Source organism: Paenibacillus urinalis, assembly GCF_028747985.1.
Taxonomy (GTDB): Bacteria; Bacillota; Bacilli; order Paenibacillales; family Paenibacillaceae; genus Paenibacillus; species Paenibacillus urinalis.
Window position 1 is genome coordinate 2,836,954 of sequence record NZ_CP118108.1, and the last position, 13,254, is coordinate 2,850,207.

General features: G+C 43.7%; 16 protein-coding genes, 1 pseudogene and 1 other annotated feature. Of the genes and pseudogenes, 4 read left to right on the plus strand and 13 right to left on the minus strand.

All coding sequences use genetic code 11. The annotated features are described in order from the left end of the window. The first annotated feature begins 241 nt into the window (after nucleotides 1–241). Both PUW25_RS13095 and PUW25_RS13100 read left to right on the plus strand, forming a co-directional pair. A complete protein-coding gene (locus PUW25_RS13095) occupies nucleotides 242–601 on the plus strand; it encodes a hypothetical protein (protein ID WP_274337163.1) in 360 nt (119 codons plus the stop codon). A 34-nt stretch (nucleotides 602–635) separates the two neighbouring features. Next, a complete protein-coding gene (locus tag PUW25_RS13100) occupies nucleotides 636–2,069 on the plus strand; it encodes an exosporium glycoprotein BclB-related protein (RefSeq protein WP_274337164.1) in 1,434 nt (477 codons plus the stop codon). Between the two features lie 157 nt (nucleotides 2,070–2,226). Here the strand turns inward: PUW25_RS13100 and PUW25_RS13105 are convergent, their stop codons facing one another. Further along, a complete protein-coding gene (locus PUW25_RS13105) occupies nucleotides 2,227–3,162 on the minus strand; it encodes an aldo/keto reductase (protein WP_274337165.1) in 936 nt (311 codons plus the stop codon). Between the two features lie 219 nt (nucleotides 3,163–3,381). Here PUW25_RS13105 and PUW25_RS13110 point away from each other — a divergent pair, with 219 nt between their 5' ends. Further along, nucleotides 3,382–3,990, plus strand: coding sequence for a TetR/AcrR family transcriptional regulator (locus PUW25_RS13110; RefSeq protein WP_274338623.1), 609 nt, complete (start codon nucleotides 3,382–3,384; stop codon nucleotides 3,988–3,990). 129 nt (nucleotides 3,991–4,119) lie between these two features. Here the strand turns inward: PUW25_RS13110 and PUW25_RS13115 are convergent, their stop codons facing one another. From PUW25_RS13115 to sigZ, 4 genes are all read right to left on the minus strand, one after another. After that, entirely contained in the window at nucleotides 4,120–4,620 is a 501-nt protein-coding gene (locus PUW25_RS13115; protein ID WP_047911860.1) for a GNAT family N-acetyltransferase, read from the minus strand. An 89-nt stretch (nucleotides 4,621–4,709) separates the two neighbouring features. Further along, entirely contained in the window at nucleotides 4,710–5,165 is a 456-nt protein-coding gene (locus tag PUW25_RS13120) for a DinB family protein (RefSeq protein ID WP_274337167.1), read from the minus strand. A gap of 30 nt (nucleotides 5,166–5,195) precedes the next feature. Next, complete coding sequence (locus tag PUW25_RS13125; protein ID WP_274337168.1) at nucleotides 5,196–5,819, minus strand: flavin reductase family protein; 624 nt, start codon at nucleotides 5,817–5,819, stop codon at nucleotides 5,196–5,198. 185 nt (nucleotides 5,820–6,004) lie between these two features. Continuing rightward, entirely contained in the window at nucleotides 6,005–6,562 is a 558-nt protein-coding gene (sigZ, locus tag PUW25_RS13130; protein WP_274337169.1) for an RNA polymerase sigma factor SigZ, read from the minus strand. Nucleotides 6,563–6,670: 108 nt separating this feature from the next. Here sigZ and PUW25_RS13135 point away from each other — a divergent pair, with 108 nt between their 5' ends. Continuing rightward, complete coding sequence (locus tag PUW25_RS13135; RefSeq protein WP_274337170.1) at nucleotides 6,671–7,327, plus strand: ThuA domain-containing protein; 657 nt, start codon at nucleotides 6,671–6,673, stop codon at nucleotides 7,325–7,327. 173 nt (nucleotides 7,328–7,500) lie between these two features. Here the strand turns inward: PUW25_RS13135 and PUW25_RS13140 are convergent, their stop codons facing one another. The 8 genes and pseudogenes from PUW25_RS13140 to PUW25_RS13170 form a co-directional block, all read right to left on the minus strand. After that, nucleotides 7,501–7,647, minus strand: coding sequence for a winged helix-turn-helix transcriptional regulator (locus PUW25_RS13140; protein WP_420799984.1), 147 nt, complete (start codon nucleotides 7,645–7,647; stop codon nucleotides 7,501–7,503). A 78-nt stretch (nucleotides 7,648–7,725) separates the two neighbouring features. Then, nucleotides 7,726–7,992: a WCX domain-containing protein gene (locus tag PUW25_RS27595; RefSeq protein WP_476641291.1), complete on the minus strand. Its 267-nt coding sequence runs from the start codon at nucleotides 7,990–7,992 to the stop codon at nucleotides 7,726–7,728. A 105-nt stretch (nucleotides 7,993–8,097) separates the two neighbouring features. Next, nucleotides 8,098–8,256: pseudogene (locus tag PUW25_RS27600) on the minus strand (hypothetical protein); the annotation flags it as partial. Continuing rightward, nucleotides 8,220–8,480 carry a hypothetical protein gene (locus PUW25_RS13150; RefSeq protein ID WP_274337171.1) on the minus strand — a complete coding sequence of 87 codons (261 nt, stop codon included), beginning with the start codon at nucleotides 8,478–8,480 and terminating at the stop codon, nucleotides 8,220–8,222. The pseudogene PUW25_RS27600 and the gene PUW25_RS13150, both read right to left, overlap by 37 nt. A 108-nt stretch (nucleotides 8,481–8,588) precedes the next feature. Then, nucleotides 8,589–9,455, minus strand: coding sequence for an NAD-dependent epimerase/dehydratase family protein (locus tag PUW25_RS13155; RefSeq protein ID WP_274337172.1), 867 nt, complete (start codon nucleotides 9,453–9,455; stop codon nucleotides 8,589–8,591). Then, entirely contained in the window at nucleotides 9,452–11,017 is a 1,566-nt protein-coding gene (locus PUW25_RS13160) for a 2-isopropylmalate synthase (RefSeq protein ID WP_274337173.1), read from the minus strand. Before PUW25_RS13160 ends, PUW25_RS13155 begins: the two co-directional genes overlap by 4 nt. Before the next feature lie 94 nt (nucleotides 11,018–11,111). Further along, nucleotides 11,112–11,346: a binding site (T-box leader), on the minus strand. A 131-nt stretch (nucleotides 11,347–11,477) separates the two neighbouring features. Continuing rightward, a complete protein-coding gene (locus PUW25_RS13165) occupies nucleotides 11,478–12,674 on the minus strand; it encodes a sugar efflux transporter (RefSeq protein ID WP_274337174.1) in 1,197 nt (398 codons plus the stop codon). Nucleotides 12,675–12,797: 123 nt separating this feature from the next. Then, nucleotides 12,798–13,169: an MFS transporter gene (locus tag PUW25_RS13170; RefSeq protein ID WP_274337175.1), complete on the minus strand. Its 372-nt coding sequence runs from the start codon at nucleotides 13,167–13,169 to the stop codon at nucleotides 12,798–12,800. Between the last annotated feature and the right edge of the window lie 85 nt (nucleotides 13,170–13,254).

Sequence of the window (13,254 nt, forward strand, 5' to 3'; positions counted from 1 at the left end):
TCATTTACCTCCTTGTCTTTATATCATAGCTAATTAAATCGCGTTTGGCTTCTCACAGAGTGCTCTTAATTGATATCATTCCCTGCAGATGTCACATTATTGAAGTCTCCGCTCAATTGCGGATATTCAAATATTCCAGTATTTCAGTCCACACCGCTGCTTTATTCTTTGAATAATACTGTTATGTGGCTTAATAGCAAATACAGCTAGTATAAGTGGTCATATAAGGTGGGATGGGGAAATGGCTATTTTATCAACGGGGCCGGTACAAAACAATCCCGTTTCCGGGGTTAGACCGACACAACAGGTCACAATTAGATTGGTAAGTCGTGCTGCAGTGGACTCTCTAACCGTATCCGTCCAGGGGTATGCGCTTGGTACATCGAGAACACTGTATGTGAATGAAGTCGTCAGTATTGCACCTAACGAAGTAGTGACTAGAAGTTATTTTGCGGATTTAGATGCGTATGAATTTGTTTTTGAAACAAGCATGGAAGGCTTGGAAGAAGTAGGAGTTTCCGTGTGGGGTAAACAAGCTTCTGGACAATTGGTTGAAGCACATCGTGTGGTAGTGCACGAAAAAACACTTACGGACATCTAACAGACAAAATCTACTCAAAAGAGGAGATGTAACGATGAGCTTTTTATCAACAGGGCCAATAGAAAATAATGCTGTAAACGGCGTAAGACCGACTCAGTTAGTTACCATCAGCATTGATAACCGCAGCGATATAACAGCTTCATCTGTACTCATTCAAGGGTATTACATGGATGGTGGAATGAGGACTTTGTATGTCAGTGAGTCAATTAACATTGCACCAAATGAAGTAATGAACAATGACTATTTTGCTAATTTTGATGCGTTCGAGTTTACTTTTACTACAACTGCGACGGTGAATGATCCTATTCAAGTATCCGTATGGGGTAAGAGCAGTACAGGCTCTTTGGTAGCAGCCCATCGTTTGGTTTCTTCTGAATTGCTGGGAGAAATTCCAAGCATCGCTGGAGCTACTGGCGTAACTGGGGCTACCGGAGCTACGGGCTTACCTGGTGCAACGGGAGTAACCGGGCCCACTGGCTCGACAGGTGCAACAGGAGAAACGGGAGCTGCCGGATTACCAGGTACAACGGGAGTAACCGGGCCCACTGGCTCGACAGGTGCAACAGGAGTAACTGGAGCTATCGGATTACCAGGTACAACGGGAGTAACCGGGCCCACTGGCTCAACAGGTGCAACTGGAGAAACTGGAGCTGCCGGATTACCAGGTTCAACGGGGGCAACCGGGGCCATTGGCTCAACAGGTGCAACTGGAGAAACTGGAGCTGCGGGCTTACCTGGTGCAACAGGAGTAACCGGGGCCACTGGTTCAACAGGTGCAACTGGAGAAACTGGAGCTATCGGTTTAACTGGTGCAACGGGAGTTACTGGAGCTACCGGATTACCTGGTGCAACAGGGGTAACTGGAGCTACGGGCTTAGCAGGTGCAACAGGGGTAACTGGAGCTACGGGCTTAGCAGGTGTAACGGGAGCCACGGGAGCGGCAGGTTCTGGAGCAATCATTCCTTATGCTTCAGGACTTCCAGCTGCATTGACTACTGTGTTAGGTGGACTATTGAATACCTCCAGCTTAGTTGGTTTTGGCAGCAGTTCTACAGGGGTAAGTGTTACCGGAGGGATTATTGATCTCACAGGCGCAGCAGGCACTTTGCTTAACTTTGCCTTCTCGGCACCCCGTGCAGGAACGATTACTTCACTGGCCGCTTATTTCAGTACAACAGCTGGACTTAGCTTGGTCGGATCTACAGTAACTATTACAGCACAATTATTCCGTTCGACTACACCTAATAACACCTTTGCGGCTGTACCGGGTGCAGTGGTAACCTTGGCTCCACCACTGACCGGCGTCCTGGCACTGGGCACGATATCCAGCGGTTTAACTACAGGGCTGAGTATTCCTGTTACAGCCGGTGACCGACTGCTCATGGTTTTCTCAGCATCAGTCACTGCCGGAATTGATGTGGCTACAACTGTTGCGGGATATGCAAGTGGAGGTCTTACAATCACTTAACGGAATTTCACTTCTTTATATCAATCCAAAAAAAGGGACCCTCACCATTATGGTGAGAGGTCCTTATCTATTCTGTATACAATTGAAGCATGTCCTATCTTACTGCATTTTGTAGACAAAATCACCCTGAAACAGGTAATCATAAATATAATCCCGATCAATACCGCCCACCAAACGCAGTTGGGCTAACACCGTCAATTCGTTTTAAGTCCTCTGTAGTAAGCTCAATTTCAATTGCCCCTACATTTTCTTCTAAATATGTTCGGCGCTTCGTACCTGGAATTGGTACGGCTCCCTTAGATATCGTCCAAGCGATCGCTAGTTGTGCAACTGAGCAATTCTTCTCTTGCGCGATTTCTTTAAGTTTGTCCACGATATCAACATTCTTTTGGAAGTTTTCACCTTGGAAGCGCGGTAAATATTGACGCATGTCATCAGCTTTAAAATCTTCAAAGTTTCGAAGTTCACCTGTGATGAACCCTCTGCTCAGAGGACTATAAGCCACAAATGTGATGCCCAGTTCTTTTACAGTAGGCAGAATTTCTTCTTCCACATCTCGACTCCATAAAGAATATTCCGTTTGAAGAGCAGAAATTGGATGCACCGAATGTGCTCGACGGATGTTAGCCGGATCTGCTTCTGAAAGTCCTAAATAGCGAACCTTGCCCGCTTTAACTAGATCAGCCATCGCACCTACTGTTTCTTCAATCGGAACGTTTGGATCGACACGATGTTGATAATACAAGTCGATGTAATCGAGATTGAGGCGTCTCAAACTTTCATCAATTGCTTTCTTTACGTAATCAGGGTGTCCTCCGATAAACTCCCAATTCGGTCCGAACGTAAACTTAGTAGCAACGATAGCTTGCTCTCTTCTACCTTTTAGTGCCTTTCCCAATAGTTCCTCGTTATGTCCATTGCCATACGTATCAGCTGTATCAAGAAGCGTTACACCTAGATCCAAGGCCCAATGAACAGTCTTAATTGACTCTTCGTCATTTATAGTCCCATAAGTACCCGGAGACATTCCCATCATACCCAGACCGATCGATGAAACGAAAAGATCACTGTTTCCAAGTTTCTGCGTTCTCATTTGAATTATCCTCTCTATGGATTAATTAATTTCGAGAAACAGCATATCACATTATTTTTACAAGGTAAACAAATTATATCTTTTTTGTCTACTTTGTATCTTAATTATATACATGGCTATAATTCAGGTTATAATAGAGTTGAGGGGGAATATATTCTGAACAACCATGTAAATAAGCCGGATAAGAAGTATCAAAATCGAGCTAAGTATATAACGAAGTTGCTCCCTTATTTGCGTAAGCATGGGCTTCAATCCGTTCGAATGGATGAAATAGCTAAATTAATGGAAATAAGCCGAGCAACTTTATATAAGTATTTTTCTACAAAAGAAGAGATTATCGGGTTCATAGTTAATGGTTTTATAGAATACATGAATGATTTAACATTTAATTCGATGGATTCAGAACAAAGTTACGGTGCTCGGTTTCAGCAAATGTTTGAACAATCTGTCTCTCTAATCGTATACTTCTCGGATGTCTTCATTAAAGAACTCGAAACTAGTTACCCAGATTGTTACGGTCGATTTGAGGGTGCTGTAAAGCAGCGTGAAGATAAAATATTAGCTTTTTACAAGGAAGGAATTCAAAAAGGGATTTTTAATGATTTGAATGGTAAACTTTTAATTATGCAGGATGAAATTTTGAGAGGAATGTTAGATATTAAATATCTAATGTTAAACCAACTAACTGTTCAACAAATTCTAAACGATTATTATCAGTTGAAGAAAATTCAACTGTTTAAAACTCATAAACTTTCATTAGTTGATGATGCCGCAATGATACCGAGAATTGAGCATCTAACTCAGAAAATTACCAAAAATCTTTTTTAATGATAAAAAAGGTCAAACCAATCAGTTATAAACCTAATCGGCAATGGGTACAAGTTCTTCTCCTTGGTTTAAGACAAGAGCTTGTACCGACACATTAAAAAAGCAGTAATACCTGCCGAGTAAACGTAGTTAACGTAAGTTTGGTTGTTTGATGTTTTTACTTAAATATTGCACATCAAAGGGTAAGAATGGATATCTTTTTTTCTCATTACACTGATATCCATTTTGCTCATAGTATTTTTGTAATCTATCAAAACTCGCAACAATCGATAAATTGATAACCTTACATCCACTATTGAATAGTTCCGTTTCTGTCTTCTCCAATAAGCGTTTACCATAATCATTCCCGCGGAATCTTGGAAGAATAGCTAGTCTTTCAATATATCCGACTTCATCCACCATATACGAACCAATTGTTCCCATAGGCTCAGTATCTATAAATAAAATTTTCACATGCGTGTTAGCAATTCTATTTCTAGCCATTTCTTCAGTCTCGAATGCAACATAATCTGGGTAATCTGACTCGGATATGTTTAATAACTCAGCTTGTCGCTTAAAGGACTCTTGTATTAATAATGATATTATTTTGCCATCTTCAAATTTAGCTTTTACAATTTCTAATCTCCCCATCGCTTTTATCTCCTATTATTCTGAATGTAAGAAAATAACGATTTAACAAATTCACAATTAATGATTGGTTAATGAATAAATAGATCGTGCTAGAGCCTCACGAACGTGATGTAATCGACTTGGACAGGCTCAGCCGATTCAATCCGAAGTGCCCGGTTGATCTGTCCCCGGTGATATTGCCCGTGCAAGAGAACCTGTAACAATATGTCCCGGACAGACGATCTGAATGGAATTCCCGCCTGGTTCGTATAGTTGATTATCTCGTCCAGCTCCGATTCCTCAAGATCTTCGATATAGACACGATATTGCTCGGCATTTTCTTTGAACATTGTCCGGATTGCTGTAAGGTCTTCCTCTTCTTCCCATAACGAATACTGCGTACTGCCCTTTCCCTGTAATCGGGACAGCCAGACTTGCTCTGCGACCGCAACGTGACGAACCAGCTTCAGAAGGTCCTTTTCCTTCATCTCACTCTCCTCGAGCGCGTCCATTATTTGCTCATCTGCCCAGTACAGGTGATCCATCATGCACTTGATCGTCTTCATTCCAGTCTCCCCCTTTGCTATAATTCAAGCCTACTCTACAGATTCAGGTCCGAATACCGGTGCTAATTTTGATGCAGATCGTTGCTCGCCTAGACCGAAATATTCGCAGAAATTCATAATCATTGGATTCCATTTTGAAGGATCGACATAATTTGAGTTCGCATTCATTAGAAGCGAATCTTCGATATGAACTTTTTCAATATGCACTTCAATGGCGACAAGGGAACTAGGCTGCTCGAATGGATGTATCTTCACAAATTTGGCCTCCAGATGGACAGGGCATTCTTTCACACGTGGTGCTGAGACAAGTTGTGACGGAAGCGAGGTTAACTCTGCGACACCGAATTTATCCGCTTCATACGTATAGCCCCTCAATGCTTTGGATTCGGGTACTGGAGTACGACCTGTTAATAGGGTGAGCCGATCAATCGAAGGAATCAAGTCAATGGAAGGGAGATTAAGTACACATTCGTGCTCACGGATCAAATTCTGAACGGTTTGAGACTTGCTGCTCATACCGAGCATACACGATTGATTGAGCCACCAGGCAGAGGACATCGGAGCAAGATTGGGCGTTCCGTCTTCATTCATCGTACTTATAAGCACGACTGAGGTGCCAAAGTAAAGAATTTTGGGTTCAATTACCGTATGCATAACAAGCTCACATCTCCTTTAAGATCTATTTTTTATTAATTTATCACACACCTTTAACGGGACATAGGAATACGGAGTAAGACAGCAAGATTTAGACATTGTATCCGGTCCATTAGTTGGATAATATCTTATCGGCGGAGCGATCAAGTTCTTGTTTCTTTTACATAATAGCTGAGTATCAGACTTTATCTCTTCGTTCTTCTTGCCGGCACTGGTTCGTCCTTCACAACACGGTACTCGATAATATTGCCGTACCGATCGGTTTCAATTTCGCAGCAGCTGGTCATCATCGCCTTGATCATCTCACGGCCCCGCTGAACTCTTGATTTAGTCCCGGAATATGAGAGTTCTAGAAACTCACTAAGCTCTTTTTGAGGCATTCCCTTTAAGTCAGCTAACTCGACTGCTTCTCGGTATTTGTCAGGCATCTTCTGTAAGATGGACTTCATTCCCTCTATCGCCTCCCGGGCGCTATAGCAGGCTTCATCCTTTTCCGGCTCTGCCATGTCCGTCAGCTCCTCGGTCCTTCTATGCCTGCGGTAATAGTCCGCGATTCGGTTACGAGTGATCTGATAAATCCAAGCGCGACATTTTTCTTCGTCCTTAAGCTGCGCTAAGCCTTGAGAAGCCATGATGAATACGTCCTGTACGATGTCTTCAGCATCGTTATGCTCACGAATCCTCTTATGAACAAAGTGACGTATTTGCTCATGATAATCCATCCACAATGTCTCCAGCTCCATAATTATTCCTCCAAAAAAAAAATCTCGCATAACTGCGTCTTTTTACGATGTTCTGCGACATCATTAGTGTATTTCAATTATTTAGACATGAAAAGGAGAGAAAACACAATGAACAAAAGAATTAATGCCCTTCTAATTGGTGATAACGGTGTGGATGTTTGGCATCCATTAGAGCCGGCTCGTCAGCAGCTTGTGCAGATCATCGGTGAATCCACTAATCTAACCGTTACGGAAGATTATGATTCCTTGAAGGAGCTGTCGAGAGATGAATTTGACGTCGTTATTTCCTATACGGACTGCTGGCTGAGGGATTTGACAACCGAACAAACCGCAGGGTTAATCACCTTCGTTGCAGGAGGGGGAGGCATACTGGTAATTCATAACGGGATCTCCCTTCAGCGGAGCTCTGAATTAGCACAGATGATAGGGGCGAAATTCATTACACATCCACCTTATCAGATTTTGAGCTACCACGGCATAGAACCGACACATCCTTTGCTTGAAGGAGTACCAGATTTTGTTATGGGGGAGGAGCCTTACGTCGTTGAGTTCGACCCCTTTGCTCCTGTGAAGGTATTTCTGGAATACGAATATCAAGGCCGTCGATACCCCGCTGCGTGGGAGAATGGTTTTGGATTGGGCAAAATCATCTACCTGCAGCCAGGTCATGACGCTCGCTCATTCGAGCCAGAGCCCTTCCGGCAATTGATCCGCAACAGTGTTGTGTATGCAGCAGGATGCCGGCCGGTTACGACGGCTACTTAATGGCTTAGAACCTTGTTCTCATTTGATGTTCGTCATATTCATACACAAAAGGCAGTTGTCCTAGCTGCGCTGCCTTTTGTATTATTATCTTAAAACGAGGCTATCGTAAGTAAGTGCATCCACCTGTTTGCTTAAAGATATGGAACGGATATATATTCGCTTCCCTATGTTATTCAATCGTTTTCCGGTTGTTTCGTAAATTCGATATGCGTGAAGCCCCATTTGCACATATCGTTTAACACCGAGCTTAGAGTTTTGCCATGATCGGATAACGAGTACTCAACCTTCGAGCTATCTGCTATATCCCATACAATTAACATAACTTTGTATCTCACAATAAATAAAACCTCCAAAATTAGCTATTCATTCTAGTAGCTTTTTTAGGAGGTTCTTCATTCTCATCGCTCATAGAGCTGAGCCATCATCTGAATTTGATGCTGTATGTTCGAAATTAATCCCGGGGGCTCCAGCACTTTTACCATATATCCGTAGCTTAAAATTTTCTGAATCGCTCGTTTCATTGATGAAAAATAGGTGGTTAATGACAAGGTTCCATCAAGATTTACAATCATTTGGTCGAAGCCGAATTCATCACGCACCCGGGTTTTTATCTCGGGTTGGAAAATGAGTACCATCTGCAATTTTTTGAAATCGACTCTGTTCATAAACTGCTCTTCAACATCTTGCAGCGTGAAGTCTCGTCTCACTAAATGTTCTGTTAAGATCTTCAGGTCTCCTATACGGGACAGTCGAAATACGCGGATGTCCATTCGAGTCAGGCAATAGCCGTACGAATACCAAGTATATCCCTTGAGAAAAAGACCCATCCAAGTATGCGAATGAAACATATTGACGATCTTTGATCGCCTGATGTATAGGGCCCATGTGCGCTTTATCGTTTGGTACCGGCTTGAAATCGAGATCCACATAATGTTTTTTGCCCAGGCATTAACGCACTGATTCTTTCAATTAATCGATCGATTTCCAAATGATCCGTCGCGGAACGCACTCCGCGTAAGGCGGAGCAGATTGCTGAGAAATCTTCCAAAGATAATACCTGCTTTTCCAATCGGTAGCCCTGCATAATCTCATACCCGCCCTCCGATCCGGCGAAAGACACAATTGGGATACCCGCTTGATTAATTGCATCCATGTCACGATAGATCGTTCGCAGGGAAACCTCACGGCTATAAGGGATCTAATCAGAGGAGCAATTTCAATCCGTTACCAAAAAGAAGTCGTTTCCACCGCTAGCACGATTTTAATACGATCGTGATCTTAAGCTCTGTGCAAATCCGGATCTCCATGTCGGGTATTTAGGAACCCAGCCATATTCATTTATCGCTTTGGTATTCGATGCCCCGCGCGCGCCCCTGTCGATTTTCGCTTGATATTCCGGGGAAGGGGCTTGCAGAGCATCAGCATAAACTGGCAGCCACTGTATTCCAGCAGCAGGCTCATTATCCACGATATTTACCGGGCCGCTAGGCCATTCTAATGCCAGCATAGCTGCATTTGCCGCATCCTCCACATGCAGGAAGGAAGTAATTCCGTCGGTTGCAGGGACCTGCCTTTGCAGCGCTTTTTCTGCCATAACTCCCTTTTTGTCGTACCAGGTTCCAGGTCCATAGAGCATTCCATACCGGAGAATTACGTGGCTCTGCACTTCAGCTACGGCCTCTTCAAGTGCAACAATACCATCAATAGTTGATTTCCGCGGCAAAGGTGCCTGAACATCCAAGGGAACCTCTTCCGAAGCAGGATGATCACCTGGCTCATAAGCCCAAGAGATGCTTTGTGCAATGAATCGGCTAACATTTGCGGCCTTGGCTGCCTCCACCAAATTTCTGGTCCCTTCTATTCGTATCCTGGCATTCTCCTCGAGATCCCAATTGCTAAGCGAAGTAAGCTGATGAATGACAACATCGGGACGTTCTTCCACGATAACAGCTAGAATATCATTCCGTTCATATGCATCGACAATGACCGCTTTTGCCCCCATTGCTTGAATGAATGGCTTGCGCTCCGGTCTATGGGTCATTCCAATGACTTCATGTCCAGCCTGCAATAATCTGGGTAGAAGCAACCGTCCAATTACACCTGCAGCTCCAGCTACAAATATTTTCATAACATGACCTCACCGCTCGCGGAATCCTCTTGAGCGTATACCGTATCCAGCAGCGCAGCGTTTATTCCGTTCAAGAACGCCTGAGCGCTGGCTTTGATAATATCAGTATCCATCGCGCGGCCGGCATAGGTCTTGCCGACATATTCAAGCTGAATGTTGACCCGTCCAACCGCTTCGGTGCCTCTAGAGATGCTGTTGATCTTATAGTGCTTCAAGCTGACGTCCAGCTCTGCCAGTGCTTTTATCCCGCGAAACAAAGCGTCGATGGGACCATCGCCGACGGCGCTGCCCCTCAGTACCGAATCGCCTTTGCGCAGCGTGAATGCTGCGGTTGGACACTCATCGTTTGTTACGACTTGGAACGATAGCAGTTCAAAGAGCTGCCGGCTGCTTGCCGATTGCTCTCGATGCTCCGATACCAAATAGAACAGATCATGATCATATACTTCCTTCTTGGCGTCAGCCAATTCAAGAAAACGCTGAAACAGCTGCTCCAGCTCCTCGCCTTCACCGGGATCGAAGCCCAGCTGCTGCACCGCATGCTTGAATGCATGGCGGCCTGATCGAGCCGTTAATATCAACTCCATACTATCTGCCCCCACTTCTTCCGGCGACATGATCTCATATACCTGTTTATCCTTCAGCAAGCCATCCTGATGAATACCCGAGGAATGTGCGAAAGCATTCTCCCCGGTGATAGCCTTGTTTACTTGGACATCCAGTCCCGTCAAATAAGTCAACAGCCTCGACGTTCGCAGCAGCTCGGTGGTTTGGATGTTCGTGCCGCATTGGTAACGCGCTTCTCTAACCTTGAGTGCCATGACAACTTCTTCAAGCGAAGTATTGCCCGCCCGTTCGCCCAAGCCGTTGATCGTGCATTCGATTTTTCCTGCACCGTTCTTGATTGCACTTAGTGTATTGGCAGTTGCTAATCCCAAGTCATTATGGCAATGCACACTAAGTAAGACCTCAGGATTCAGATTCATAAGCCGCTCGTTCAGCTTGCGGATCAACTCGCCGAATTCATCCGGTTCCGCATATCCGACCGTATCCGGCACGTTAATGATCGTTGCTCCTGCCTTCACGACCGATTCGATCATCGTCCACAAATATTCATAATCCGCTCTCGATGCGTCTTCGGTTGAATACTGTACCTGCGGCAGCAAGGTTTTGGCATAACGAACTGCGTCTACACCCATCTGCAGGACGGCTTCCTTGGAGCGGTTGAATTTCTTCTCCACATGAATATTCGAGGATCCCAGCACGATATGAATGAGCGGCTGCTGCGCGATGCGGATGCTCTCGTAGACGGCATCGATATCACTTTTTACTGCCCTGCCAAGTGCCGTGACCGACACGCTATCTCCCACCGTACGGGCAATTTCCCTCACCGCTTGAAAATCCCCTTGGGAAGATGCCGGAAATCCGGCTTCGATAATATCGACCTTCAGGCGCTTTAGCTGCTGTGCAAATTCAACCTTTTGCTGCATGTTCAATTTGGCCCCTGGCACTTGCTCACCGTCACGTAAAGTGGTGTCTAATACAATAATGTTACGCTTCATCAGTTGAGCTCCTCCTCTTAATCTAATGGAATATCTATATCAAGCGGGGTTGGCGAAACCCGGAATTTCGCCAACAAAAAAACCCCGTCTCTGCAATAGAGACGAGGTTGAACCCACGGTACCACTCTAATTTCATTCCACTGGGGTGAAATGAACTCCTTCGATGGCCATCACCATCTATCCTTGTAACGGCGGAAACCCGGTTTCCCCTACATGTCAGGAAAACTGTTCATAGACGAGTTCAAAGCAATCGAACCTGCCGTTTCGCACCAACCAACGGCTCTCTGAAAGGTCTCATGGCTTCTACTAATTCTAATCAGCACATTTAAATGATTTGAAATTATTGGTAATTATATCTATAGGAATAACCTTTGTCAATTGTCAGTCTTCGATCGCTTGATAAACCATGGTCCAGAAGTCGTGGATAAGCTAAGATTATTTTGCTTGTAATGTAATTATTTTATCCAGTTAATTTAACAGCCTTTTGGGGTTTTGTATACCATAAGATAAGAACAGTAACAATGGCAATACTTAGACATACCCAATATACCTCACGAACTCCTACAAACTGAGCTATGACACCGCCCCCTAAATTTCCGACTAACCTTCCAATAATCGAGCCGTTGTAGTAGATCGTTGAGGACATCCCCGGTGAATTTGGGAGTAATTCTGCGAAATAACTTAGTCCATTACCCATAATAATGGCAACAAACAAGGCCTGTAGAAGTTGTGCCCCAATGATCTGCCATGAGTAAGTTGACACACTTAATATAATATTGTAAATGATTGCAATAAAACACGCGGCCATCATCAGTGAATGGTTAGATATCTTTCTGCCCAATGCACCTAATATAAACATAATAGGAATTTCCAAACCTGCGCAGATACTAACCACCAATCCAACATCGGTGTGTGTGCCTTGAAGTTCATTTACGATAAACAAAGGTGTAATAATTCCATTTATGGCATTAACCGCAAATAGAAAGATAAAAGCAATCAACGGATACATAATCTGCTTATGATAGACTGACATTGAATTTGTGCGAGACGGCTTCTTCTTTTGAACAGCTCTTTTTTTGGGTAGAAATAGAAGCACGAGAGATGAAATTACAAGAAAGATAGCAGAAGTTCCTAAAAAGAGTCCATTATAACCTACAACCGCTAAAATTAGGGTTCCAATCAATGGCCCTATCAGGAATCCGAAAGACACAAGTGTGCGTAAAATAGACATTGCAAACGTCTTATCATCAGAATTACTTTCAATTGCTGATTCCTGGGCATAAGCATAAATCTGAGGCATAGCCGCAGCCCCTACACCACTAAAAAAACTAACGAGAATGAGCAAGATCAAGTAATGATCAAAGACCAAGTATGAAGTATAGCCTAGTGCTGATGATAATGTGGCGAAGATAATGATTAATTTTCGATCATGCATGCGATCCGAGTATTTACCGATAAAGGAGTTTGCCACCACACCACTCAATGAACTGAAAGCTGTAAATGAGCCAAACGCGCCTGCACTCATTCCCAATTCTTCTGTATAATAGAGCGCTAAGTATGGCATTGTTATTGATATTCCAGTACCGACCAATAGGACACATATGACAAATAAGCCGTAGCCTTTTATTGAAAACAAATTTTTTAGTCGCTTATACAAATTCTTCCTCCTCGATTATCTATATTCATTCGTTTTTTTGCCTTCACTGCACAGTTCATTTTCACCGTGATCCAAGTAAACTTGCGATTCCCATTGCCAGCAGTATGGCACTTATGATCTCTGTCATTTCCGCAATGCTGAATTTAATAAAGGCGTGATATAGGTATTAATGATTGAATAATTAATAAAAACAAAAAGAGTAACGAAAAGTGTGAAAATTACTTTAGGATTTACTAAGGGAGTGAAACGTTGGTGAAAAGAAACAACAGATTCTCCTCCCAGAGCAGGAATCCATTTAAATACTGCAAAGATGGATAGTAAACTCAGAATACCGATCGCCCAGAAAATTGTCTTCCAATCATAGGATGCTGCCACCATCCTTCCGATCGGAACTCCAAACACAAGTGATGAACTGTAACCCATTGCAACTGTAGATATAGCCGCACCTTGTCTTCCGGTTATGGCTAACTTTGCGGCAATCGCATAGGCACTCACAACAAACATCCCTGTTCCAATTCCAATGATAATCCTGGTTATCGGAACACTATCAATTATGCACATGTAAAATGAATAGCTGTTA

Bases quoted from the DNA above. Each gene is read 5' to 3' on its own strand.
- PUW25_RS13095 (WP_274337163.1), top strand. From the start codon at position 242: ATGGCTATTTTATCAACGGGGCCGGTACAAAACAATCCCGTTTCCGGG.
- PUW25_RS13100 (WP_274337164.1), top strand. From the start codon at position 636: ATGAGCTTTTTATCAACAGGGCCAATAGAAAATAATGCTGTAAACGGC.
- PUW25_RS13105 (WP_274337165.1), bottom strand. From the start codon at position 3,162: ATGAGAACGCAGAAACTTGGAAACAGTGATCTTTTCGTTTCATCGATC.
- PUW25_RS13115 (WP_047911860.1), bottom strand. From the start codon at position 4,620: ATGGGGAGATTAGAAATTGTAAAAGCTAAATTTGAAGATGGCAAAATA.
- PUW25_RS13120 (WP_274337167.1), bottom strand. From the start codon at position 5,165: ATGAAGACGATCAAGTGCATGATGGATCACCTGTACTGGGCAGATGAG.
- PUW25_RS13125 (WP_274337168.1), bottom strand. From the start codon at position 5,819: ATGCATACGGTAATTGAACCCAAAATTCTTTACTTTGGCACCTCAGTC.
- sigZ (WP_274337169.1), bottom strand. From the start codon at position 6,562: ATGGAGCTGGAGACATTGTGGATGGATTATCATGAGCAAATACGTCAC.
- PUW25_RS13135 (WP_274337170.1), top strand. From the start codon at position 6,671: ATGAACAAAAGAATTAATGCCCTTCTAATTGGTGATAACGGTGTGGAT.
- PUW25_RS13140 (WP_420799984.1), bottom strand. From the start codon at position 7,647: ATGTTAATTGTATGGGATATAGCAGATAGCTCGAAGGTTGAGTACTCG.
- PUW25_RS27595 (WP_476641291.1), bottom strand. From the start codon at position 7,992: ATGAACAGAGTCGATTTCAAAAAATTGCAGATGGTACTCATTTTCCAA.
- PUW25_RS13150 (WP_274337171.1), bottom strand. From the start codon at position 8,480: ATGGATGCAATTAATCAAGCGGGTATCCCAATTGTGTCTTTCGCCGGA.
- PUW25_RS13155 (WP_274337172.1), bottom strand. From the start codon at position 9,455: ATGAAAATATTTGTAGCTGGAGCTGCAGGTGTAATTGGACGGTTGCTT.
- PUW25_RS13160 (WP_274337173.1), bottom strand. From the start codon at position 11,017: ATGAAGCGTAACATTATTGTATTAGACACCACTTTACGTGACGGTGAG.